The 23,660-nt window shown below is 37.0% G+C and carries 21 protein-coding genes, 1 tRNA gene and 1 pseudogene; 13 read left to right on the forward strand and 10 right to left on the reverse strand.

Annotated elements, in window-relative coordinates:
- Nucleotides 1-215: 215 nt before the first annotated feature.
- The 5 genes from E0W68_RS08620 to E0W68_RS08640 all read right to left on the reverse strand — a co-directional run bounded on the left by E0W68_RS08620 (nt 216) and on the right by E0W68_RS08640 (nt 3,182).
- Nucleotides 216-485: a hypothetical protein gene (locus tag E0W68_RS08620; protein ID WP_135219025.1), complete on the reverse strand. Its 270-nt coding sequence runs from the start codon at nt 483-485 to the stop codon at nt 216-218.
- A gap of 258 nt (nt 486-743) precedes the next feature.
- Nucleotides 744-819: transfer RNA gene (locus E0W68_RS08625), tRNA-His, on the reverse strand.
- 63 nt (nt 820-882) lie between these two features.
- Nucleotides 883-1,599, reverse strand: coding sequence for a bacillithiol biosynthesis deacetylase BshB1 (gene bshB1, locus E0W68_RS08630; RefSeq protein ID WP_135219026.1), 717 nt, complete (start codon nt 1,597-1,599; stop codon nt 883-885).
- Nucleotides 1,600-1,671: 72 nt separating this feature from the next.
- The gene (locus E0W68_RS08635; RefSeq protein ID WP_135219027.1) at nt 1,672-2,742 is read right to left on the reverse strand and encodes an isochorismate synthase; all 1,071 of its coding nucleotides are present in this window, start codon (nt 2,740-2,742) and stop codon (nt 1,672-1,674) included.
- Nucleotides 2,743-2,756: 14 nt separating this feature from the next.
- Nucleotides 2,757-3,182 carry a PaaI family thioesterase gene (locus E0W68_RS08640; RefSeq protein WP_135219028.1) on the reverse strand — a complete coding sequence of 142 codons (426 nt, stop codon included), beginning with the start codon at nt 3,180-3,182 and terminating at the stop codon, nt 2,757-2,759.
- A 168-nt stretch (nt 3,183-3,350) separates the two neighbouring features.
- On the opposite strand from E0W68_RS08640, the gene E0W68_RS08645 reads away from it, so the two are divergent.
- Together E0W68_RS08645 and E0W68_RS08650 are read left to right on the forward strand one after the other, a co-directional pair.
- Nucleotides 3,351-4,907, forward strand: a complete 1,557-nt coding sequence (locus tag E0W68_RS08645; RefSeq protein WP_135219029.1) for a choice-of-anchor Q domain-containing protein — start codon at nt 3,351-3,353, stop codon at nt 4,905-4,907.
- A gap of 70 nt (nt 4,908-4,977) precedes the next feature.
- Nucleotides 4,978-5,622 carry a DUF1579 domain-containing protein gene (locus E0W68_RS08650; RefSeq protein ID WP_135219030.1) on the forward strand — a complete coding sequence of 215 codons (645 nt, stop codon included), beginning with the start codon at nt 4,978-4,980 and terminating at the stop codon, nt 5,620-5,622.
- A gap of 35 nt (nt 5,623-5,657) precedes the next feature.
- On the opposite strand, the gene E0W68_RS08655 is transcribed toward E0W68_RS08650, so the two are convergent.
- Nucleotides 5,658-6,170, reverse strand: a complete 513-nt coding sequence (locus tag E0W68_RS08655) for a ClbS/DfsB family four-helix bundle protein (protein WP_135219031.1) — start codon at nt 6,168-6,170, stop codon at nt 5,658-5,660.
- A 181-nt stretch (nt 6,171-6,351) separates the two neighbouring features.
- On the opposite strand from E0W68_RS08655, the gene purL reads away from it, so the two are divergent.
- The 3 genes from purL to E0W68_RS08670 are packed head-to-tail and all read left to right on the forward strand — an operon-like array spanning nt 6,352 to nt 10,983.
- The gene (gene purL / locus E0W68_RS08660; RefSeq protein ID WP_135219032.1) at nt 6,352-10,014 is read left to right on the forward strand and encodes a phosphoribosylformylglycinamidine synthase; all 3,663 of its coding nucleotides are present in this window, start codon (nt 6,352-6,354) and stop codon (nt 10,012-10,014) included.
- 28 nt (nt 10,015-10,042) lie between these two features.
- A complete protein-coding gene (locus tag E0W68_RS08665) occupies nt 10,043-10,381 on the forward strand; it encodes a hypothetical protein (RefSeq protein ID WP_135219033.1) in 339 nt (112 codons plus the stop codon).
- A 2-nt stretch (nt 10,382-10,383) separates the two neighbouring features.
- The gene (locus E0W68_RS08670) at nt 10,384-10,983 is read left to right on the forward strand and encodes a hypothetical protein (RefSeq protein ID WP_135219034.1); all 600 of its coding nucleotides are present in this window, start codon (nt 10,384-10,386) and stop codon (nt 10,981-10,983) included.
- Nucleotides 10,984-11,054: 71 nt separating this feature from the next.
- Here E0W68_RS08670 and E0W68_RS13990 read toward each other — a convergent pair.
- A pseudogene (locus E0W68_RS13990) lies at nt 11,055-11,177 on the reverse strand (ATP-dependent Clp protease proteolytic subunit); the annotation flags it as partial.
- Between the two features lie 11 nt (nt 11,178-11,188).
- Nucleotides 11,189-11,767 carry a PhnA domain-containing protein gene (locus E0W68_RS08680; RefSeq protein ID WP_135219035.1) on the reverse strand — a complete coding sequence of 193 codons (579 nt, stop codon included), beginning with the start codon at nt 11,765-11,767 and terminating at the stop codon, nt 11,189-11,191.
- 320 nt (nt 11,768-12,087) lie between these two features.
- Here E0W68_RS08680 and E0W68_RS08685 point away from each other — a divergent pair, with 320 nt between their 5' ends.
- The 8 genes from E0W68_RS08685 to E0W68_RS08720 all read left to right on the forward strand — a co-directional run bounded on the left by E0W68_RS08685 (nt 12,088) and on the right by E0W68_RS08720 (nt 22,743).
- Complete coding sequence (locus E0W68_RS08685) at nt 12,088-13,860, forward strand: AMP-dependent synthetase/ligase (protein ID WP_135219036.1); 1,773 nt, start codon at nt 12,088-12,090, stop codon at nt 13,858-13,860.
- A gap of 67 nt (nt 13,861-13,927) precedes the next feature.
- Complete coding sequence (locus tag E0W68_RS08690) at nt 13,928-15,100, forward strand: hypothetical protein (RefSeq protein ID WP_135219037.1); 1,173 nt, start codon at nt 13,928-13,930, stop codon at nt 15,098-15,100.
- 281 nt (nt 15,101-15,381) lie between these two features.
- The gene (locus tag E0W68_RS08695; RefSeq protein ID WP_135219038.1) at nt 15,382-15,858 is read left to right on the forward strand and encodes a MarR family winged helix-turn-helix transcriptional regulator; all 477 of its coding nucleotides are present in this window, start codon (nt 15,382-15,384) and stop codon (nt 15,856-15,858) included.
- A gap of 53 nt (nt 15,859-15,911) precedes the next feature.
- Complete coding sequence (locus tag E0W68_RS08700; RefSeq protein ID WP_135219039.1) at nt 15,912-18,302, forward strand: 3-hydroxyacyl-CoA dehydrogenase/enoyl-CoA hydratase family protein; 2,391 nt, start codon at nt 15,912-15,914, stop codon at nt 18,300-18,302.
- Between the two features lie 4 nt (nt 18,303-18,306).
- Nucleotides 18,307-19,302 (forward strand): putative phage abortive infection protein, encoded by a 996-nt coding sequence (locus E0W68_RS08705; protein ID WP_135219040.1) that lies wholly within the window; start codon nt 18,307-18,309, stop codon nt 19,300-19,302.
- A gap of 1 nt (nt 19,303) precedes the next feature.
- Nucleotides 19,304-20,485 carry an acetyl-CoA C-acyltransferase gene (locus E0W68_RS08710; protein ID WP_135219041.1) on the forward strand — a complete coding sequence of 394 codons (1,182 nt, stop codon included), beginning with the start codon at nt 19,304-19,306 and terminating at the stop codon, nt 20,483-20,485.
- A gap of 80 nt (nt 20,486-20,565) precedes the next feature.
- Nucleotides 20,566-20,901: a four helix bundle protein gene (locus E0W68_RS08715; RefSeq protein ID WP_235831829.1), complete on the forward strand. Its 336-nt coding sequence runs from the start codon at nt 20,566-20,568 to the stop codon at nt 20,899-20,901.
- 39 nt (nt 20,902-20,940) lie between these two features.
- On the forward strand, nt 20,941-22,743 hold the full coding sequence (locus E0W68_RS08720) for an acyl-CoA dehydrogenase family protein (RefSeq protein WP_135219043.1): 1,803 nt from the start codon (nt 20,941-20,943) through the stop codon (nt 22,741-22,743).
- Nucleotides 22,744-22,862: 119 nt separating this feature from the next.
- Here the strand turns inward: E0W68_RS08720 and E0W68_RS08725 are convergent, their stop codons facing one another.
- Both E0W68_RS08725 and E0W68_RS08730 read right to left on the reverse strand, forming a co-directional pair.
- The gene (locus E0W68_RS08725) at nt 22,863-23,018 is read right to left on the reverse strand and encodes a lmo0937 family membrane protein (protein WP_135219044.1); all 156 of its coding nucleotides are present in this window, start codon (nt 23,016-23,018) and stop codon (nt 22,863-22,865) included.
- 22 nt (nt 23,019-23,040) lie between these two features.
- Nucleotides 23,041-23,628 (reverse strand): DUF4142 domain-containing protein, encoded by a 588-nt coding sequence (locus E0W68_RS08730; RefSeq protein ID WP_225990347.1) that lies wholly within the window; start codon nt 23,626-23,628, stop codon nt 23,041-23,043.
- Between the last annotated feature and the right edge of the window lie 32 nt (nt 23,629-23,660).

Genomic DNA, 23,660 nt, shown 5'->3' on the forward strand with positions numbered 1-23,660 from the left:
TTTGCCTTTTTTTATTCTCAGTTTTTTTCAGAGCGTTGCCTTGATTGCGGGTGCAAATGTAAGTACTTTTTTTTCTCCCGCAAGGAATAGTATGGCTTTTTTTAATACGCTCTCGTAACTTTTTTTTAATACTCTGGCTACTTTATGGTTACATTGTAAACTTTTTTGCGAGAGAATTATTTATAAATGATAAGTTCTCATAACTTGGGCAACTATTATATACCTGTAAAGCTGGATGCTTCGACTGCAATGGCACTTTCTATTAGGATATTCATAGCTGCACATACGTTTTTAAGATCCATTATAGCTGCATCTGTTGATTTAAAGTTATGCCAAAGGCTGGTATCAGGCAATAGATGTACTTTATTATCGGATAATTCTCCCCAACGATCCATATAGCCTCTTTTTTCCATTTCTTTGACTACATCTGCAAGCCGTTTATGCACTTTGAAGGTTATTAAAATAGTACCCACGGATGTTCCCATATAATAAACAGAAATTAATTTATTTAAATTTTGATTTGGCAAAAATAGCTATATATACTTGTTTTAATACTTTTATAACTGCTTTTTTAGAAAAAAAATTATATTATAACTAATTATCTTTTATTAAAAATATATCAATTGTAAACATTGTATTAACGGGTATCCTGTCTTGGAAAAAAAATATTGTCTGCAGGGGATTTGACAGAGTTAATAATACAAAAAAACCCTTTAAATAAATTTAAAGGGTTTTGACTTTCTGGGTGAATGAGGGGTCTCGAACCCCCGACCTTCGGAACCACAATCCGACGCTCTAACCAACTGAGCTACAATCACCATTTGTTTTGCGAGTGCAAATGTACACTATTTGATGGTTTTTGCAAAGAAAAAATATTATTTTTTATATCAAATCTTCTAAGCTGTTCACTGCCACATATCTTTCTGCTGTAAAGCCTTCGGCGTACTCGCTATTAATTAGCCTGCCAAGGTCTTGTGCACGGTAATGGATGCTTTCTTTAAAGTTCTTGGTAGCTATAGGGGTAACGGGTTCATTGCTGTTTGGGTCATAAAACTGTGATTTGTATGCCATTAACGATGCTACTTTTATATCTATAAATCCGGTAACATCCACTACAAAGTCGGGCACAAGGTTTTTCCATTGTATGTAATGATATACTTGCTTGGGTCGCCATGCTTGTTGCTCCTGCCCTTCTATGGTTGTTTCTATTTTGCGTAATCCTGAAAGGAAGCACGCGTCAGATACTAACTTGCTGCCTTTACCATGATCAATATGCCTGTCATTTACAGCGTTGCACAATACTATCTGAGGCTGATACTTGCGTATCATTTTTATTACTTGGAGTTGATGTTGTTCATTATTTATAAAAAATCCATCGCGAAAGCGTAAATTTTCTCTAACGGATACTCCTAATATCTTGGCAGCATTGGCTGCTTCTTCATCTCTTATCTCGGCTGTACCGCGTGTTCCCAGTTCGCCACGGGTAAGATCTACAATTCCTACTTTTTTGCCTAATGAGATTTCTTTGGCAATGGTAGCGCCACAACTGAGTTCTACATCGTCAGGGTGTGCCCCAAAGGCAAGTATATCTAATTTCATATTGTTTTAAAATTTATTATAACAGAGCATGTAAAGGTAGTATTCCCACCTTATAGTAGAGTTATCATTTTTTTAGATAACCCTTCGCATTGTCATGCTCTTATTTACGGTTTCAAAAAATTCTTTTTCGGGATTACTATCTTTGGTTATACCGCAACCTATATATAGGTGGGCTTTGTTGTTAACTATTTTCATACAGCGCAGGTTTACAAACAGATTGGTATGGTTATCACTGTCTGTTGTAAAATCATGATGTAGTTCTCCCAAATATCCCGAATAATATTCACGGTTGTAGCCTTCGTTTTCTAATAAAAACTGCATAGCTTCCATTTTAGGCATACCGCATACCGCAGGGGTTGGGTGTAGTTTATTTATTACATCTTTCAAATAATTGCTGTTTTTTAACTTGGCTGTAATATCTGTTTTTATGTGTATTATATTTCCGGCTCTAAAGGTATAGGGAGGTGTGGTGGTAATAGTATCGCTGTATTCTTGCAGCGAACTCATTATATAGTCTGTCACAATTTGCTGTTCTTCTTTTTCCTTGTTTTCCCAAACGGCTTCCTCTCCTTCTTTATATAGTTGTGTACCTGCCAATGCTACTGTATTTAAAGTATTATTACTAAATTTAAGTAATTGCTCAGGCGTAGCTCCCATCCATAAGCCTGTTTCGGGAGTATAAAAGCAATACCTGAAAGCATTGGGATAAGTATGCAGCAGCCGTTGATAAATTTCTACTATATTAATATTTGGTTCTGCTACTGTTTCGGTACGGGAAGCAACCAACTTATCGAACTTTCCACTTTTAATGGCTTTAACACTATTAGCAACCAGGTTTTCAAAATCTTCCTTTGCCTTTTTGTCAATAGTCGGTTCTTTATATTCCTTTATAATCCCTGTATCATGTGTGGTTATTTTTGCTGTATATATATGTGATGTATTGGCAGGAATAAATACTTTTTTATTACCATTGAAAGATACAAATACAAAACCTTTATCAGCAAATTTATCGAGATGATATTGTATTGCGTCTTTTTGAAAAAGTGCCGTTATACTATCCGAACCCGGCTTGGAATATACCGCAAAGGGTTTCTTATCGTTGAGATGTAATTTTATTTTTAAGAGAATATCAGTATCTGTCATTATAGTCAAAAAAATTATCGCTTTTTAGGCAGTACCATGTTGGTTATTTTACAAAGCGATATTAGCCTGCCTTCCTCATCAGTAATTTTTACTTCCCATAAGTGCAGGCTCCTGCCTTGATGTACTATTCTCGCTGTTCCTGTAACTACCCCCTCACGCTTACTGCGCAGGTGATTTGCCGAAATTTCGATACCCCTCACCTCTTGCAATTCAGGGTTTACAAACAGTAATGATGCTGCACTGCCCACACTTTCGGCAAGGGCTACGGTTGCACCGCCATGCAGTAACCTCATAGGCTGATGCACACGTGGGTTAACAGGCATTTTTGCCTCCAGAAAGCCTTCGCCGGCATCAGTATAAACAATTTCGAGGGTTTGCATTAGGGTATTATCAGAAAAGCGATTGCACATTTCGAGTGCTTTTTCTTTATCAAAAGCCATAGCTAAAATATTTGACTGTAAAAATACAAAAAAAGCAGGGATGCGAGAACCCAAAACACGAAACTCAATAACGAGCGTATAGACTAAATTGAGTAAACCTGCGTTTACAATGAAATGCTTTTAAAAATTTCAAATTAATAGCTACTTTTACCAAAAATTGTTATTGCTATGCGCAACTGTTTACTATTATTTATTGCCGGATTTGTAGTATTGCTTACTTCTTGTCGAAATGACTTCGAATTTGAGTCAAGCACCGGTAATCTGGAATTTTCTCGCGATACAGTATATCTCGATACGGTTTTTACCAATATTGGTTCGAGTACCTATACCTTAAAAGTATATAATCGAAGTGATAAAGATATCAGTATCCCCAGCATTCGTTTAGGCGAAGGAGAGCAATCCAAGTACCGCCTTATGGTTGACGGACTTCCCGGCAGGGTTTTTAATGATGTAGAACTGCTTGCCAAAGACAGCATGTACATTTTTATTGAAACAACTATAGATTACACAGAGTATGCTAATGAGAATACTAACTTTCTATATACTGACAAGATAGAGTTTGACAATGGTTCTAACTACCAAAAAGTAGAACTGGTAACACTGGTACAGGATGCTATTTTTATAAAACCTGACAGACCGTTGCCTACCGATATGAAAGAAACGCTCACCATAAGCGGTCAACCTTCGGATATACAGGGGCATGAACTGGCAACACCCGAAGAGTTGCACTGGACGAGTGAAAAACCTTATGTGGTATATGGTTATGCCTTAGTGCCTAATGGCAGTACCCTTACCGTTGATGCGGGCGCAAGAGTACACTTCCATGCCGAATCAGGGTTAATTGTTGATGACAGTGGTGCGCTCCTTATTAACGGGGAACAATCTGTTACTGAAGCAATGGAAAATGAAGTGATTTTTGAAGGCGACAGACTGGAACCTGATTTTGCTAATATTTCGGGGCAATGGAACGGTATATTTCTGCTTTCAGGACAGGAGAATACCATTAATCACCTTACGCTAAAAAATGCAACTGTTGGTATTTTAATTGACAGGCTTTTTGATGAAACTGTACCAAAATTAACCATAAATAACAGCCAGATATACAACTGTACCAATTTTGGCATACTGGCACGGGCTGCGACAATTTCGGGTAATAATCTGGCTATGAACAACGCAGGCGAAGCATCACTGGCATGTACATTGGGAGGCACCTATAGCTTTAAGCATTGCACGTTTGCCAATTACTTTAACAGCTTTAACCAAGTGCCGGTAGCATTAAATGACTATCAGGTAATAGACGATGTGCTATACTTGAGTGATATGGATGCTACTTTTGATAATTGTATTATATATGGTTCAGGCAATTATGCCTTATCAATGGAAAGACAAGCGGAGGACGAAGTAAGCTTTACTTCTAAATTTAACAACTGTTTGATAAAGCTCATCGATAACAGCAATCAGTTAAGGAACGAACCGCTGTATCCTTTTGACGGAAATGACCCTGCATTAGCACAATATAATAACTGCATTATAGCTGAAAACTCGAATATCAATCCTGATTTTACAGCAACAAGTGACAATGACCTTAACCTTGGCGAAAACTCTGATGCTATTGATGTTGCTGCCGATATTGGCATTACTACCGACCTTAACGGCAAGGCAAGACCTAACCCTGATACCGGCATACCGGATATAGGGGCTTATGAGTATTATGTTACAGAATAATATGTAAGGAATTGATTTCATGATAAATTTTTTCATAATTTTATAGCTACAAACATTAAACAAACTAATTATGAAAAAAATTTATGTTAGCCTTGCCATAATAGCAGTGGCGTTTGCATCATGCAAAAAAGAAGAAAAAACAGAGCCTGAAACAGGAACAATGAACGATACTATTGTTCATGAAGAAGTTGCTGCTCAAAAACCTATGGATTCTGCTGCAATGGCACAAGCTTGGGAAAAATATATGACTCCGGGCGAACCTCATAAAATGCTGGCTGACGAAACCGGAAAATGGGATTGCGAAATGACCTTTTGGATGGCTCCTGATGCTCCGCCGGAAACCTATAAATCTACAGCAGATATAAAAATGGTAATGGGTGGTCGTTATCAGGAAAGTATGTATTCAGGTGAAATGATGGGTATGCCTTTTGAAGGTAAATCTACTGTAGCTTATGATAATGCTGCCAACGAATATACTTCTACATGGATAGACAACATGGGTACGGGACTTATGGTAATGAAAGGTAAAATGGAAGAAGGCTCTAACAGCATGACACTTACAGGTGAGACTATTGACCCCATGACAGGAAAAACTTGTAAAATGCGTGAAGTATATACCATTGTAGATGAAAACACCCGCAAAATGGAAATGTACGATAACAAAATGGGCGAGGAACACAAGAACATGGAAATAATAATGAAGAGAAAAATGTAGGTAAAGCCGTACTTAACTCTTCAAGATAAAGCCTGCTAAATAGCAGGCTTTATTTTTTTATTCTTTTTAATAAGTTTTATAGCCCAATCATAATGACTTGATGAAGCTGATATTAAACAAGCCCCTAAAGAAGTAGTTCCTGTCCATTTATATCTCTTCTTTTCAAACAACTCCTCATCAGTGTGCTTCACTATCAAATGTTGAACTTCCTTAAAACTATCTGCCAATAGCGCCTTTACTTCATCAAGACTTTTATTCTGATATTCATTCCATATCCACTTGTTCAGTTCAGGTGTAGTTTTCCATGTATAACCTTTTGCCGGTATCTCGGGTTTCGCTCCTGACATTCCTACCTCATACCAATTCAGCATCAATAAATGCCAATGATGTAAATGTGCTAACACGTCCCGAATATTCCTATTCATAGTCCCTTCAGGAAATTCTTTTACCTGTTCCTCATAGCCTAAATTCTCTATAAAAACGTACAGCTTTTTAAAATTTTCATTACTTAAATATAGTAGCTCTTCCTTTGTTTTTGGTCTTGGCATTTTTAATTCAGTTTATATTATAAAACAATAATTACATCACTAAAAAATTATATACTAAATATAGAAAAACATTATCACATAACTATATCCACTATTTTATTTTACAGGTTTTTATTTGGTATTGCCTTTCATGTTTTTTTAAACTAATTTTGCGTTTTCAACAACATAACTACCTTTATAGATGATTCATTTCTTCGGAAACCAGACCAATACTGTTTTTGCGGTACAGTCGCAAAACGAAATTTCGGCAGAAGATACCGCAAAATTAAACTGGCTTTTTGGCAACGCACATAAAATAGAAAAATCCGCACTGACGGATTTTTTTGTTGGACCTCGTGCCGCTATGATAACCCCCTGGAGTACCAATGCCGTAGAAATTACTCAAAACATGGGGATTATAGGGATTATCCGTATTGAAGAATTTCATAGAATAGACGAAAACTATACGGATTTCGATCCGATGCTGTCGCAAAAATATAATGGGTTAAACCAAGATATTTTTACCATAAACATACAGCCTGAGCCCATATTGGAAATTACCGATATTGCAGCCTATAATGAAAAAGAAGGCTTAGCATTAAATACCGAAGAGGTAGCATACCTTAACAACCTCGCTAATAAATTAGGCAGAAACTTAACTGATTCAGAAGTATTTGGTTTCAGTCAGGTAAACTCAGAGCACTGTCGCCATAAAATATTCAACGGTACATTTGTAATAGACGGAGAAGAAAAACCTTCTTCCCTATTCAAACTTATCAAAAAAACAAGTCAGGAAAACCCTAACGATATTGTTTCGGCATACAAAGATAACGTAGCCTTTATAAAAGGACCCCGCGTAACGCAATTTGCTCCCAAAACAGCAGATAAACCGGATTATTATAATGTAACTGAATTTGACTCGGTTATCTCGATAAAAGCAGAAACACACAACTTCCCTACTACAGTAGAACCGTTTAACGGTGCTGCAACAGGCAGCGGAGGAGAAATTCGCGACAGGCTTGCAGGCGGTCAGGGTTCATTACCTCTGGCAGGTACTGCGGTGTACATGACATCCTACTCAAGACTGGAAGAAAACCGCCCATGGGAAAACGGTATGCAGGAGCGTAAATGGTTGTACCAAACGCCAATGGATATCCTTATAAAAGCATCAAACGGAGCGTCGGACTTTGGTAATAAATTCGGGCAACCGCTTATTGCAGGGTCGGTACTAACTTTTGAGCATGAAGAAGCCGCCCGAAAACTGGGCTTTGATAAAGTAATTATGCTTGCCGGAGGTATTGGTTACGGTAAAGAAAGCCAGAGCAAAAAACAAAAGCCCGAAACAGGCGATAAAGTAGTAATACTGGGTGGCGAAAACTACCGTATTGGTATGGGTGGTGCTGCCGTTTCATCGGCTGACACCGGAGCGTTTAGCAGCGGTATAGAGTTAAACGCCATACAGCGCAGTAACCCCGAAATGCAAAAACGCGCTGCCAATGCCATTCGTGGTATGGTAGAGAGCGAACATAACCCAATAGTTTCGATACACGACCATGGTGCTGGCGGACACTTAAACTGCCTTAGTGAATTGGTAGAAGAAACAGGAGGTAAAATAGACCTTGACAAATTACCTGTGGGCGACCCTACCCTATCGGCGAAAGAAATAATAGGTAACGAGAGCCAAGAGCGCATGGGGCTTGTTATCGGCGAAAAAGATATTGACACCTTACAACGTATTGCCGACCGCGAGCGTTCGCCTATGTACACTGTGGGAGAAGTAACAGGAGACCATCGTTTTACGTTTGAATCGGCTACTACTGGTGCAAAACCAATGGATTTTGCCTTGGAAGATATGTTCGGTTCATCGCCAAAAACAATAATGACAGATAAAACGGTTGCTGCTAAATACAGTACTCCGGAATATAATCAAAATAACATACACGAATACCTTAACCAAGTACTGCAACTGGAAGCGGTAGCCTGTAAAGACTGGCTTACCAATAAAGTTGACCGTTGTGTGGGCGGTAAAGTGGCTAAACAGCAATGTGCTGGTCCTTTACAACTGCCTTTAAACAACGTTGGTGTTATGACATTAGACTATAACGGAAAAGAAGGTATTGCAACCTCTATAGGGCACTCCCCTGTTTCTGCGTTGGTTGACCCTGTGGCGGGCAGCCGTAACTCTATTGGTGAGGCATTAAGTAACATTGTTTTCGCTCCGCTTAAAGACGGACTGAAAAGTGTATCGCTTTCGGCTAACTGGATGTGGGCTTGTAAAAACGAAGGCGAAGATGCTCGTTTATACGAAGCAGTACAAGGATGCAGCGATTTTGCTATCGAATTAGGTATCAATATCCCAACGGGTAAAGATTCGCTTTCTATGAAGCAGAAATATCCTGATGGCGATGTTATCGCTCCGGGAACGGTAATTATTTCGGCTGCGGGTAATTGTAACGATATTACTAAAGTGGTTGAACCTGTATTAAAACGCAATGGCGGAAATATATATTACATCAACCTGAGTAATGACAGCTTTAAAATTGGGGGTTCATCTTTCGCCCAGGTGCTGAATAAAGTAGGTAACGAAGTCCCTACTATTACCGATTCAGCAAAGTTTAAAACAACTTTCAATACTTTACAACAATTAATTAAAGAAGGTAAAATTGCAGCAGGTCACGATATAGGCAGTGGTGGACTTATTACTACACTGCTTGAAATGAGCTTTGCAGAAGTGAATTTAGGTGCTGACTATGATTTATCGGCACTTAACGAAACTGATACTGTAAAGGTATTGTTTGCAGAAAATATAGCGGTAGTAATACAAGCAGATACTACTGTTGAAGCTGCACTTACGGCTAATGGTGTTAACTTCACTAAAATAGGAGAACCGAAGGAGGGTACTACGGTTACGGTTAAAAATGGCGAAACCAACCTTTCTTTTGATATTGCTGAAACCCGTGACACTTGGTTTAAGACCTCTTACCTGTTAGATAAAAAACAAAGCGGAGCAGAAAAAGCTAAAGAGCGTTACGACAATTATAAAGTACAACCTTTACACTATGAATTCCCTGAGCATTTTGACGGGAAGAAAGTAACTTTTGATACTGGCAAACCACGACCAAAAGCAGCTATTATCCGTGAGAAAGGGAGCAACTCGGAAAGGGAAATGGCAAATGCTATGTATTTAGCAGGATTTGATGTAAAAGACGTTCACATGACTGACCTTATCAGTGGTCGTGAAACGCTGGAAGATATCCAGTTTATAGGTGCTGTTGGTGGTTTTTCTAACAGTGATGTGTTAGGCTCGGCGAAAGGTTGGGCGGGTGCATTTATGTATAACGAGAAAGCCAAAACAGCTTTAGAGAACTTCTTTAAGCGAGAAGATACGTTATCGGTTGGTATTTGTAACGGTTGCCAGTTGTTTATTGAGCTTGGACTTATAAACCCTGACCACGAAGCAAAACCACGTATGCTGCACAACGACAGCCACAAACACGAAAGTAACTTTACATCGGTTACAGTACAGGAAAGTAACTCAATAATGCTGAACACTTTGGCAGGCAGTACGCTGGGTGTATGGATTTCGCATGGCGAGGGTAAATTTAACCTGCCGTATGAAGAAAGCAAGTATAACATTGTAGCGAAATATGCATATAGCGGTTATCCTGCTAACCCTAATGGTTCGGATTATGATGTTGCCATGATGAGCAGTAACGATGGTCGTCACTTGGTAATGATGCCACATATTGAGCGTTCTATGTTCCAATGGAACTGGGCGTACTACCCTGAGGGTAGAAAAGATGAAGTTTCGCCTTGGCACGAAGCTTTTGTAAATGCTCGTAAGTGGATTGAAGAGAGAGTTTGAGATAAAAGACGATAGATAATAGATAAAAATGCCTCCAGAAAAGGAGGCATTTTTTTTATATATTTGGATAACTAAAAAATTATTAAAATATATGTCTGATCAATCAACAACTTTTGATTTAAAAGATGCTATAACTTTTCTTTTAAAAAACTTTAGATTCGAACGTTATCTTTATTTGACTATCACATTAGCTTCTATAATTCTCTTGGGAATTTTAATATATCAGCTTTTTCAAAAACAAGATTATTTAAATATTCTCGCTATGCTTGCACCTACCGGTGTTATCTCTTTTTCTCTTATCAGAATATTAAAGATGTGGACTGATTGTATAGAAGTACTTAAAATATATATATCTAAAAATCAGTAATTATGTCTAAAGTTGTTAATGACAATCCTATGACTAAAGAGGATCAAAAGAAGGAAATAGAAATAATTATTAATAAGCAAAAAAAGTTTTACAATTATATAGCAGCACTAAGTTTAATAGCTATAGTTATAGGTTTGACAGCATTAATTATTCAAAATAAATCTCAAAATGAGGAACTAAAAAACATAGAGTCAATTAGCACTGAAAATTCCATTAACGATTCTGTAATTGATTCCAAAAAAGACTATGTCATTCAATTTTTAGATTTAAATAATTCGAAACAAAATATTAAGAGTTGTTTTAGTAATGATGTAGATAGATTTTATTTAAAAACAAATCTGAATTCAAACCAAATTGAAAAAGAAACAAATGATTACTACAATAAATTTCCCAGAGCTAGAGTGTTTATAGATAAAACCAGTTTTGTAATTAAACTAAATGAGGATAAGTCCAGTGAAATCTTTGTAAATGGTAAATATTATACAGATAGTTTAAAATTAAGTACAGATATGCCTAAAGATGTTATTTTTCAAATAAAACTTGACGATGAAAATAAGATTTATTATGTCAGAAACCTTGAACCCGTAAGTGTAAATCCATAATCATTAATTGAAATCACATAACAGTTTCTTCTTTGTAATTATAGTTCTAAAAAAATCCTACTTTATATTTTCTACAACACCTCATCAATCATCCCAAAGGCTTTGGCTTCTTCGGCTGTCATCCAGTAGTCGCGCTCTGATAATTTTTCAATAAAAAAGCCTCCTTTTTGGGAGGCTTTTTTATATTTTAAATCGTTCGAATAACTTATTGCCTTTTTACAAATTTAGTAAGGATAACTATTTGTTGCCCGTCAATTTTACCTTCTATCTGCTCTACATTATCGTGTACTAAACGAATGTTACGTACTGCTGTACCTATTTTTGCATTTATGGTAGATCCTTTTACATCAAGGTCTTTAATCAGTGTTACAGTATCGCCGTTTTGTAAAATGTTGCCGTTAGTATCTTTATGCAATTCAACATTACCATCACCTAAATGGTCACCTGTTGCTTCTGCCCATGCCAAATTATCTTCATCCAAATACATCATCTCCAAAGCATCCGCAGCCCAGCTTTCATTTCTGAAACGGTTAAGCATACGCCAAGATACTACCTGTACCGCAGGAACTTCACTCCACATAGCCGTAGGTAGAAAACTCTCCCAAAAACGGCTGTCTAATTCTTCTTTTTTATCTATCTGGTTAAGACATTTTTCTGTTATCAATATAGAAGTGTCAGCACCATTCTTAGTAGGCGGTACATCATAAATAACCAGGTTATCTGTTTCTCCGCTTAATTCACATATATTTCCGCTTCGCTCTTTAAGTGTTTCTTCTAATTTCATTAGATATTTTATATTTTATTAGGAGCGCAAATATAACATATTTGAAACTATGAAATATCAATTTACACTGTGTTTATTGAGCTTTTATATTATTAAATTCTTATTATTTATAAAATATTCTTATTTATGCATCAAAATGACTTTAAAACAGATAAAAAAGCAATGGCGCTAATTACTTATTTAAAATAAACTTTGCTTAATGATATAAATGACTCGTATATCAAAATGAAATTCTAATGTTTTATGCTCTATAATTATATATTTTTTATAGAATATATGTATTTTTTTCATAATTTGCATAATAAAACCTTATAAAAGATATGGATACTATCACCCGTTTATTCGATTTTCCTTATTATCAGCTTGAAAAATATAATCTTAAGGATGCATTAGTTACCAAATATGGAAATGAATGGATAAAAACATCTACCGAGGAATACATTGCAAAAGCCAATGCTTTTTCGCGAGGATTGCTCCGCCTGGGTATTAAAAAAAATGATAAGATAGCTGTTATATCTTCAAACAACCGAACAGAGTGGAATATCGTAGATATAGGTATATTACAAACGGGAGCACAAAATGTACCGGTTTATCCTACCATATCAGAAGAAGATTATGAATATATACTCAACCATTGCGGGGCTATATATTGCATTGTATCTGATGGGGAGCTTTATGATAAAATACAGAAAATAAAACACAGGTTGCCTGCGCTGAAAGAGATATACGCATTTCAAGAGGTACAAGGCTGTAAAAGCTGGAACGAAATATTAGACCTCGGTAAAGACGAAAGCAACCAAAACGAAGTGGAAGCCTCCAAAAACAGTATAACGGAAGATGAACTGGCTACGGTGATATATACATCGGGTACTACAGGCAGACCAAAGGGTGTAATGCTGTCGCATAAAAACATAGTATCTGATGTACTAATGAGTGCTGAAAGAGTACCTTTTGAAGCAGGAAAAAACAGAGCATTGAGCTTTTTACCCGTATGCCATATTTATGAGCGTATGATATTGTATTTATACCAGTATTACGGTGTATCAATATACTTTGCCGAATCGATTGAAAAAGTGAGTGATAACATAAAAGAAGCGACCCCCGATGTTATTACGGCAGTACCGCGATTGCTGGAAAAAGTATATGACAAAATTATAGCCAAAGGATCAGAGCTTACAGGCATTAAAAAAATGCTGTTCTTTTGGGCTGTTGAAGTAGGGCTTAAATATGAACCTTACGGAGCTAACGGCCCCATATATGGCTTAAAGCTATGGCTGGCAAGAAAACTTATTTTCAGCAAATGGAAAGCAGGACTTGGTGGCAGGCTCGGTCTTATGGTTTCGGGTAGTGCTGCCATACAGCCAAGACTGGCACGAGTATTTGCCGCTGCCGAAATACCGGTGATGGAGGGTTACGGACTTACTGAAACCTCGCCTGTTATAGCGGTTAATGATGAGCGTAACGGAGGGTTCAGGATAGGTACTGTGGGAAGACCCCTTAACGGTGTTGAAGTAAAAATTGCCGAAGATGGCGAAATATTATGCAAAGGCCCTAATGTAATGATGGGGTATTATAATGACGAAGAAAAAACCAAAGAGGTTATGACCGATGGTTATTTCCACACGGGAGATATAGGGATAATAGACAAAGATGGTTTCCTAAAAATAACCGACAGGAAAAAAGAGATGTTTAAAACATCAGGCGGAAAATATATTGCTCCGCAGCTTATAGAAAACGCTATGAAACAATCGCGTTTTATAGAGCAGATAATGGTTATAGGCGATGGCGAAAAAATGCCTGCTGCCTTTATACAGCCTGACTTTGAGTTTTTAAAACAATGGGCACAACGCAAAGGTATAAAACAAGGTACTGTTGAAGAACTCATAAATAACGAAGATGTTATAAGCAGGATAAAGGAGGAAGTAGATGCCATTAATGTAAAATTCGGACATTGGGAACAGGTAAAACGATTTGAGCTAACTCCCGAAATATGGTCTGTAGATGGTGGCGAAATGACACCTACACTAAAACTAAAACGTAAAGCTATAAAAGAAAAATATCAAAAACTGTATGACAAAATATATAATACATAGTATATAAAATAAAAACAGTCAGTATAGTTTTTATCATATTACATACACATCTAAAACTAAAAAATATATGATAAAATGGTTATCCCGTTTACTAAAACCAAGGGATAAGGTTGCTGTTGCAGAATGGCGTACTAAACACTCCCATTACAGAAATATTATTAGCAGTATTGATACTTCCGGCAAATTGCCGTATGAGTACGTACTGCCTGATAATATAAAAATCGACGTACAGGAAAAAAAAGAAAAAAAAGCATCTATATACAGTGTAATTTTTGAATTCGGACAGGAAGAGTCAGCCTTGCGGGAAATAAAGGAACTTGCTAAAAAATTACAGGATATAGCCGTTACAGGGAATAAAGAAACTGCTGCAGAGTTTTATAATACCATTACTAAGTATGAGGATATCATAAACCTTATAGATCCTTTTTTAGAAGAAATATCCAACTACTCCCTGGTTATAGAACCAAACTTGTTTGCTTTTGCTAATGATATGGCTTTAAATACAGCACACAAAAACAGTGTTAAATTCGGGATAGCTATTTTGGGGCTTTGCCAAAATCAGGTAGTTATAGAAAAATTGAAATTATTAGGACTTCATGATGAGTTTACTTTATATACAGTTATAGCATTACTAAACTTATGCGAAAATCCTGAAAATGATTTACTGGAAGTGGGACAGAAAGTAAACGGATGGGGGAAAATACAACTTGTGGACAGATTGGCAAGAATCTGTAAAAGCGAAAAGGTAAAAGAATGGCTGATAACTGACGGGTATAAAAACAGTGTCCATAATCAGTACCTTGCCTGCACCTGCGCTACCTATGGTGATCTTAGTAAAAAACTGGAAGCAAAAAATATTGATCCGGAACTGTATATTGCTGCTTCGGAAATATTGGACGTGCTTTTATCTCCGGGTCCTTGTGAAGATATATCATGTTATGAAGATGCTCATAAAACATTAATTAGTTTTATAAAACATTCATACCAGCATGCCAATCATATAAAGGACTTTATACTATTGCACAAAGTAAAAGTATATTTAAATAAGATGCTTTTAGATACCGAAAGGGAAAACAAATGGAGCGATCGTAAAATTACCGATTGCCTTGTTACCATTGCAAAAATTATTGATTGCGATACCTGGAAGGTTATTATTACTAATATATTGGTAAACCCCTACGATAAGAACTACCCACACGCTCGGGAGGCTGCCGCTTTGATGGGGCTGACTGCTACATAATAGTCATTAAGCCATAACTATAATACACCAAAACTCCCTTCTCACAGGGAGTTTCATTATATATAGATATATAATAATTATTAGCTATATTTACATATATCACAAAAACAAAGCAACTTTACAATTTAATATTTTAGCATCATATAATATAAATCTGCAATAACATCATACTTGAAACACTAATAATTCAAAATAACATTTATTTTTTTATTAACATTAAAATTTGATAAAATTAATATGCATGCATACTAATTTTTTGTATATTTGAAAATAATTACTTTATGAAAGAGAAAACAATAGACTATATACTGAGGGCAACATGGCAGGCGGTAGCAAGAATGTATAATGAAGAAGCCTCAAAATATGGTGCTACTATGTCGATAGGTTTTGCCTTACTATCTATTGACAAAGAAAACGGAATATCGTCTACCGCGTTAGGACCGCAAATGGGAATGGAGCCGACAAGTCTTACCCGCACATTAAAGTCGATGGAGGAAAAAGGGCTTATAGTTCGCAAAAAAAACCCTGTGGATGGTAGAGGTGTTATAATCCACCTCACCAAACTGGGTAGAGAGAAAAGAGAACTGTCAAAAACCACAGTACTCAAATTTAATGATGTAATAAAACAACATGTATCTCAGGAAAAACTGGATCATTTTGCCGAAGTAGCCGAAGTTATTAATGGATTAATTTCAGAAAAGCAAATTTACAATACTGAGAACATCAAAGAACAAGAAACTGTAAACAGTATAAAATAAATAACAACAGGCGCATAGCCTGTGTAAACAAACAAAAAAACTATATATAGCAAATGAAACGCACTATTAAAAAAGTAGCCGTTATTGGTTCAGGTATTATGGGGTCGGGCATTGCCTGCCATTTTGCCAATATTGGTGTAGAAGTCCTTTTGCTCGACATCGCGCCTAAGGAACTTACAGAAACAGAGCAGAAAAAAGGGCTTACATTACAAGACAAAGCCGTTAAAAACAGAATAGTAAATGAGCACCTTGCCAATTCACTAAAATCGAAACCCTCTCCTATTTATCATCAAAAATTTGCCTCGCGCATCAGCACAGGAAATATTGATGATGATTTACCTAAAATTGCCGAGACCGACTGGGTAATTGAGGTAGTGGTAGAACGACTGGATATCAAGCAGAAAGTATTTGAGCAAATAGAAAAATACCGCAAGCCGGGTACACTGATTACCTCTAACACTTCGGGTATCCCTATCCACTTTATGAGTGAAGGACGTAGCGAAGACTTCCAAAAACACTTCTGTGGTACACACTTCTTCAATCCGCCGCGTTACTTAAAACTATTCGAAATCATTCCGGGTCCAAAAACTTCACAGGAAGTATTGGACTTTTTAAATAACTATGGAGAGAAATTCTTAGGCAAAACTTCGGTAGTAGCCAAAGACACTCCCGCCTTCATTGGTAACCGTATCGGTATATACGGTATTATGAGCCTTTTCCACCAAGTTAAAGAAATGGAGCTTACAGTGGAAGAAGTTGATAAATTGACGGGGCCTGTTATCGGGCGACCAAAATCGGCAACTTTCCGTACGGTAGATGTGGTAGGTCTTGATACCTTAGTGCACGTTGCCAACGGTATTTATGACAACTGCCCTGATGATGAAGTACACGAACTGTTTAAAGTGCCCGATTTCATCAATACCTTGATGGAAAATAAATGGTTGGGCAGTAAAACAGGACAAGGGTTCTATAAAAAAGTGGACAAAGACATACTTGCATTAGACCTTGACACAATGGAGTATCGTGCACAAAAGAAAGCCTCTTTTGCTACGCTGGAACTTACAAAAACTATAGATAAACCCATAGACCGCTTTAAAGTACTGATAAAAGGTACTGATAAAGCAGGCGATTTCTACCGTAAAAACTTTGCAGGAATGTTTGCCTATGTAGCCAACAGAATACCTGAAATTACTGATGACCTTTATAAAATAGACGATGCCATGAAAGCCGGATTCGGTTGGGAAAATGGTCCGTTCGAAATATGGGATGCCGTAGGTGTAGAAAAAGGTATTGAACTGATGAAAGCCGAAGGACAAGAGCCTGCTGCATGGGTAACCGAAATGCTTGTTTCGGGCAATAAAAGCTTCTATACGGTAAAAGAAGGTAATACCTATTACTACGACATTACATCTAAATCTCAGAAAAAAGTACCGGGACAAGATGCTTTCATCATCCTGAACAACATACGCGAAAGCAAAAAAGTATGGAGTAACAGCGATGCCATAATAGAAGATCTTGGCGACGGAATACTTAATCTTGAATTCCAAAGTAAAATGAATACTATAGGCGGCGGAGTACTGCAAGGCATAAACAAAGCGATTGATTTAGCTGAAAAAGAATACGAAGGGCTGGTTATTGGTAACCAAGCCGCTAACTTCTCGGTAGGTGCAAATATCGGTATGATATTTATGATGGCGGTAGAACAGGAATATGATGAGCTTAATATGGCTATCAAAATGTTCCAGGATACTATGATGCGTGTTCGCTATTCATCCATCCCTGTAGTGGTTGCCCCACACGGTATGACACTGGGTGGTGGTTGCGAAATGAGTATGCATGCTGATAAAGTAGTTGCTGCTGCCGAAACATACATTGGGCTGGTTGAGTTTGGTGTAGGTGTTATTCCCGGTGGTGGTGGCTCTAAAGAAATGGCATTGCGTGCTTCCGACCTTTTCCATAAAGATGATGTAGAGCTAAATGTGTTACAGGAATATTTCCTTGCCATAGCTATGGCTAAGGTATCAACTTCGGCATACGAAGCCTTTGATACAGGCATACTGCAAAAAGGTAAAGATGTAATTGTGGTAAATAAAGACCGACAGCTTGCTGAAGCCAAAAAATATGCCAAAATACTTGCCGAAGCAGGTTATACACAACCGGTAAAACGTAATGATGTTAAAGTACTGGGCAAGCAGGCTCTGGGTATGTTCCTTGTAGGAACCGACAGTATGGAAGCAGGAAACTACATAAGCGAGCATGATAAAAAGATTGCCAACAAACTTGCCTATGTTATGGCTGGTGGCGATTTATCAGAGTCAACGCTTGTGACAGAACAATATCTTTTAGATTTAGAACGCGAAGCCTTTTTATCCCTTTGTGGCGAAAGGAAGACTCTGGAGCGTATACAACACATGTTAACGAAGGGCAAGCCATTGAGAAACTAAAAAAATGAAAAGAAAGTTTATTGAACGCTTATTGGTGTTTTTTCCCTTAGCAGCTATTATTGTTACAATCATTATTGTGTGGGCTAAGGGTCATGTTACATTATATGATCTTGATTTCGATAAATTAAGTGGTATAGGAGGATTTATTGGTGGTATGGTAGGAACATATCTAACAATTATTGCAACGTTCTATATTTATAAAACTTTTCATTATCAAAAAAAAGAACTTAAATCTCAAAAAAAAGAATTAGAGAATCAACAATTATTAATATCTCAACAACAGTTTGAAACAACATTTTTTAACCTTCTTAATGTTCACAGAGAACTGAAAAAAGATATCAGGTTTGATGAAAGATTTAGTATATCGTACTTAGTTACAAAATTTTATAATGATTATTTTAGTGGAAGTAAATATGACCCAAAAACTCTTAAACACGAAACTCACACAAGTGCAAATGTATTTCCATTAATAAACAATGATTTGATAAATGTGTATAGACTTCACGGAGAAAACAAAAATATAATTGATCGTTTAATTAGTTCTAGTTTATATGAAATTAAAAAAGAGCTATTTGATAAACTATCATACTATAGTAGTAAATATTCTACAGTAATTTTACAGAAAGGAGATGAGTTTGATTTGAATGAGAAGAACAAAATTCATGACCTATTTGAAATTATCTTTTTTATATACAAAAATCAAATTAGTCATTATTGTAGAAATGTTTATCATATTTTAAAGTTTATCCGAGAAAATGAAGAAAAAGAACAAAACTCAAAAGAAAAATATAAACAATATGCAGACCTATTTCAATCGCAACTAAATGTTAGTGAACAGGTACTCTTATTTTATAATTTTTTTCATTTTGATAATCAAGAAAAAGGTATTTATTCTACTGTAAACCTTGTAAATCATTATTCGTTTTTAGAAAATGTAGGTATTGAAAATCTTCTAAATAAAGTTCATACTAATTTTTATAATAAAATAGATTTTAAATAATATGAAAACAGCATATATAGTAAAAGCATACAGAACCGCAGTGGGTAAAGCCCCAAAAGGTGTGTTCCGATTTAAAAGACCCGACGAACTGGCAGCAGAAACCATTCAGTATATGATGAATGAGCTGCCTGATTTTGACAAGACAAGAATTGATGATATAATAGTAGGTAATGCTATGCCCGAAGCCGAACAGGGCTTGAACTTTGCAAGGCTCATTTCCCTTATCGGGCTTGATATTGTAGATGTACCCGGAGTAACGGTAAACCGTTACTGTGCATCAGGACTGGAAACCATTGCTATGGCTACAGCCAAAATACAAAGCGGTATGGCTGACTGTATTATAGCAGGTGGTGCCGAAAGTATGAGCTACATACCAATGGGCGGTTACAAACCTGTACCTGATTACAGAGCTGCCAAAGCAGGACATGAAGACTATTACTGGGGCATGGGGCTTACTGCCGAAGCTGTTGCCAAGAAATATAACGTGAGCCGTGAAGACCAAGACAAGTTTGGTTTTGAATCGCACCAAAAAGCACTAAAAGCACAGGCAGAAGGTAAATTTGATAAACAAATAGTACCTATTACGGTAGAGCAGGTGTATGTAGATGCTAATGGTAAAAAAGCTACCAAAAGCTATACCGTAACCAAAGATGAAGGTCCACGTGCTGATACATCATTAGAGGCATTAGGCAGACTGCGACCTGTATTTGCTGCTGATGGTAGTGTTACCGCAGGTACATCATCGCAAATGAGTGACGGCGCAGCCTTTGTAATGGTAATGAGCGAAGAAATGATGAAAGAATTAAACCTTGAGCCTATTGCCCGGTTAGTTAACTATGCAGCAGCAGGTGTAGAGCCACGAATAATGGGCATAGGTCCTGTAAAAGCAATACCGAAAGCCTTAAAACTTGCCGGTATGAAGCTGGATGATATTGAGCTTATAGAACTTAACGAAGCCTTCGCCTCACAATCGCTTGCCGTAGTGCGTGAGTTGGGTATCAATACCGATATTCTTAACGTGAATGGTGGTGCTATTGCCTTAGGTCACCCGCTGGGCTGTACAGGAGCTAAACTTTCCGTTCAGTTATTTGATGAAGCAAAACGTCGTGGCAGCAAATATGGTATGGTTACCATGTGTGTGGGTACGGGTCAGGGAGCAGCGGGTATTTATGAAATCTTTTAATTTATTTTGAAGATTAAGAGATTATAGATAATAGATAATAGATTGTCATGACTGAATTTAAAAGACACAATTTTAAAAAAATGAAGATTTGGCAATCGGGTATGGATCTGGCAAAATTAATTCTTGATATAACAGATACTTTCCCTGCACATGAAAAATTTGGTTTGAAAAGTCAAATGGATAGGTGTTCTTTTTCGATACCTTCAAATATAGCGGAAGGTTCGAGCCGGACTAATAAATCTTTTAGACATTTTATTGATATTTCATTGGGTTCGTCATTTGAATTACAAACCCAATTATTATTAGCAGCGCATAAAAATTATATTACAACAGAAACAACGCAAGAAATCGAAAACAAAATAGAAGAATTTCAAAGGATGACGATGAGTTTTCAAAACACTTTGAGCAACGATTAGTGTCTATCATCCCTCATCTATTATCTAAAAAATCTAATTATGGAAACACAAGAAAAAGAAATAACAAGAGGTGGTCAGTTCCTCGTAAAAGAAACTAAAAGTGAAAATATTTTCACGCCGGAAGATTTTTCCGAAGAGCAATTAATGATGCGCGACTCGGTTAAAGAGTTTGTTGACCGTGAGCTTTGGGCAAATAAAGAACGTTTTGAGAAAAAGGATTATGCTTTTACGGAAGAATGTATGCGTAAGGCAGGCGAAATGGGCTTTCTTGGAGTAGCTGTACCGGAAGAGTACGGCGGACTGGGTATGAGCTTTGTTTCTACTATGCTGGTTTGCGATTACATTTCGGGAGCCACAGGCTCTTTTTCTACTGCCTTTGGTGCACATACCGGTATTGGTACCATGCCCATAACACTTTACGGAACCGAAGAACAGAAAAAGAAATATGTACCTAAACTTGCCACAGGCGAATGGTTTGGCGCATATTGCCTTACTGAACCGGGTGCCGGCAGCGATGCCAACTCAGGTAAAACAAAAGCAGTACTTTCGGAAGACGGGACACATTATAAAATAAGCGGACAGAAAATGTGGATTTCTAACGCAGGATTTTGTAATCTGTTTATTGTGTTTGCCCGTATAGAAAATGATAAATACATTACAGGGTTTATTGTAGAAAATGACCCTGAAAATGGTATCTCTTTAGGAGAAGAAGAACACAAGCTGGGCATCAGAGCCTCCTCTACCCGTCAGGTATTCTTTAGTGAAACCAAAGTACCTGTAGAAAATATGCTTAGCGAAAGGGGTAATGGTTTTAAAATAGCCATGAATGCCTTAAACGTTGGTCGTATTAAACTGGCTGCCGCTTGCCTTGATGCACAACGCAGAACAATAAGTAATGCTGTTAACTATGCCAACGAAAGAGTACAATTTGAAACACCCATAGCCAATTTCGGGGCTATAAGGGCTAAACTTGCCGAAATGGCAGCAAGCTGCTATGCCGGCGAAAGTGCCAGCTACCGAGCTGCTAAAGACATCCAGAACAGAATAGAAGCCCGTGTTGCTGAGGGCGAAAGCCACCAGGAAGCGGAACTGAAAGGTGTGGAAGAGTATGCTATTGAATGTTCTATATTAAAAGTAGCAGTATCTGAAGATATACAAAACTGTTCTGACGAAGGCATTCAAATATATGGTGGTATGGGCTTCTCTGAAGATACCCCTATGGAGAGTGCATGGAGAGATGCCAGAATTGCACGTATATACGAAGGTACTAACGAGATAAACCGTATGCTTGCAGTGGGTATGCTGGTTAAAAAAGCCATGAAAGGTCATGTTGACTTTTTAGATCCTGCAACGAAAGTAGGTGAAGAATTGATGGGAATCCCTTCATTTGATACTCCTGATTATTCTGAACTTTTTGCAGAAGAAAAAGAAATGATAGGTAAACTGAAAAAAGTTTTCCTGATGGTTGCCGGTAGTGCTGCCCAGAAATATGGTCCTGATCTTGAGGAACACCAACAACTGCTTATGGCTGCTGCCGATATCCTTATTGAAATATATATGGCCGAATCTACCATATTGCGTACAGAGAAATTAGCTAAAAATAAAGGTGCCGAAAATGTAAAAGAACAAATAGCTATGGCACAACTGTATCTTTATAAAGCTGTTGATATTATTAATACAAAGGGTAAAGAAGGCATAGCATCTTTTGCAGAAGGCGACGAGCAACGCATGATGCTTATGGGCTTGAAACGTTTTACCAAGTATGCAAACTTACCTAATGTAATAGCACTACGGGAAACGATTGCTGCCAAGATAGTAGCTGAAAACAACTATCCTTTTTAAATCACAGAATTTTTAGTTTAGTCAAGTTTAATAATAAAAAACTCTCTTCAGAATATTCTGAAGAGAGTTTTTTTATAGTTTACTCATAAAAATAACGAGAATACTATTTTGTTAAAAATTTATAATCTTTTTCCTCTGAATAAATTAAGTAGTATCATTACAACCGCTACTACAAGCAAGAGGTGTATTAATGCACTGGTTACATGAAGGGCAAAACTTCCAAGAGCCCAAGCCACTACAAGTATTATTGCAATTATATATAGTAAGTTTCTCATAATTAGTTTTTATAATAATAAATTACATATTATCCATTTGTTCTTTCAGCATTTTTGCTTTTTGCAAATGCTCTCTATGTGTTGGTAACATATCAGATGCCCATCTTCTTATTTTTTCGCTCTGAGCTTCTTCCGATGCTTCTTCCATCATTTTGATAGTTTTTTCATGTCCGTCTACCATCATGTTAATGTATTTCTTGTCGAAATCCGTTCCTGTTTCATCATTAAGGTCTTCCCATGCTTCTTTACCGTCTTCAGTAATAGCCATTGGCAGCGTTACATTCATACTTTGTGCAAGATCTTTGGTTTTCTCCGAAGCCTTTGTATGCTGTTCCACCATCATTTTACCATACTCTTTTATACCGGCATTAGTAGCTTTTTCCTGAGCCATTTTTCCTAACTCAATTTCTTTCATATTCACTTCAGCAGCATGAACAAGATATTCAGAGTCATCTTCCATATCATTATTATCATCAAATTTTTCTTCGTTTTGCTCTTCTGCTACTTCTTCGGTGTCTTTCTTATCATTTTTACATGATACATTTCCAAGTGACATTGTTACTAAAGCTGCCCCAAGGAGCATTTTGCTTAAAAAAGGTGTTCTTCTCATAATTAGGATTGTTTATTGTTTGAATATTATTA

The organism is Flavobacterium salilacus subsp. salilacus (genome assembly GCF_004634195.1).
Lineage (GTDB): Bacteria > Bacteroidota > Bacteroidia > Flavobacteriales > Flavobacteriaceae > Flavobacterium > Flavobacterium salilacus.

Coding starts and splice junctions, on each gene's coding strand:
- E0W68_RS08620 (WP_135219025.1), bottom strand. CDS start 485: ATGGGAACATCCGTGGGTACTATTTTAATAACCTTCAAAGTGCATAAA.
- bshB1 (WP_135219026.1), bottom strand. CDS start 1,599: ATGAAATTAGATATACTTGCCTTTGGGGCACACCCTGACGATGTAGAA.
- E0W68_RS08635 (WP_135219027.1), bottom strand. CDS start 2,742: ATGACAGATACTGATATTCTCTTAAAAATAAAATTACATCTCAACGAT.
- E0W68_RS08640 (WP_135219028.1), bottom strand. CDS start 3,182: ATGGCTTTTGATAAAGAAAAAGCACTCGAAATGTGCAATCGCTTTTCT.
- E0W68_RS08645 (WP_135219029.1), top strand. CDS start 3,351: ATGCGCAACTGTTTACTATTATTTATTGCCGGATTTGTAGTATTGCTT.
- E0W68_RS08650 (WP_135219030.1), top strand. CDS start 4,978: ATGAAAAAAATTTATGTTAGCCTTGCCATAATAGCAGTGGCGTTTGCA.
- E0W68_RS08655 (WP_135219031.1), bottom strand. CDS start 6,170: ATGCCAAGACCAAAAACAAAGGAAGAGCTACTATATTTAAGTAATGAA.
- purL (WP_135219032.1), top strand. CDS start 6,352: ATGATTCATTTCTTCGGAAACCAGACCAATACTGTTTTTGCGGTACAG.
- E0W68_RS08665 (WP_135219033.1), top strand. CDS start 10,043: ATGCCTCCAGAAAAGGAGGCATTTTTTTTATATATTTGGATAACTAAA.
- E0W68_RS08670 (WP_135219034.1), top strand. CDS start 10,384: ATGTCTAAAGTTGTTAATGACAATCCTATGACTAAAGAGGATCAAAAG.
- E0W68_RS08680 (WP_135219035.1), bottom strand. CDS start 11,767: ATGAAATTAGAAGAAACACTTAAAGAGCGAAGCGGAAATATATGTGAA.
- E0W68_RS08685 (WP_135219036.1), top strand. CDS start 12,088: ATGGATACTATCACCCGTTTATTCGATTTTCCTTATTATCAGCTTGAA.
- E0W68_RS08690 (WP_135219037.1), top strand. CDS start 13,928: ATGATAAAATGGTTATCCCGTTTACTAAAACCAAGGGATAAGGTTGCT.
- E0W68_RS08695 (WP_135219038.1), top strand. CDS start 15,382: ATGAAAGAGAAAACAATAGACTATATACTGAGGGCAACATGGCAGGCG.
- E0W68_RS08700 (WP_135219039.1), top strand. CDS start 15,912: ATGAAACGCACTATTAAAAAAGTAGCCGTTATTGGTTCAGGTATTATG.
- E0W68_RS08705 (WP_135219040.1), top strand. CDS start 18,307: ATGAAAAGAAAGTTTATTGAACGCTTATTGGTGTTTTTTCCCTTAGCA.
- E0W68_RS08710 (WP_135219041.1), top strand. CDS start 19,304: ATGAAAACAGCATATATAGTAAAAGCATACAGAACCGCAGTGGGTAAA.
- E0W68_RS08715 (WP_235831829.1), top strand. CDS start 20,566: ATGAAGATTTGGCAATCGGGTATGGATCTGGCAAAATTAATTCTTGAT.
- E0W68_RS08720 (WP_135219043.1), top strand. CDS start 20,941: ATGGAAACACAAGAAAAAGAAATAACAAGAGGTGGTCAGTTCCTCGTA.
- E0W68_RS08725 (WP_135219044.1), bottom strand. CDS start 23,018: ATGAGAAACTTACTATATATAATTGCAATAATACTTGTAGTGGCTTGG.
- E0W68_RS08730 (WP_225990347.1), bottom strand. CDS start 23,628: ATGAGAAGAACACCTTTTTTAAGCAAAATGCTCCTTGGGGCAGCTTTA.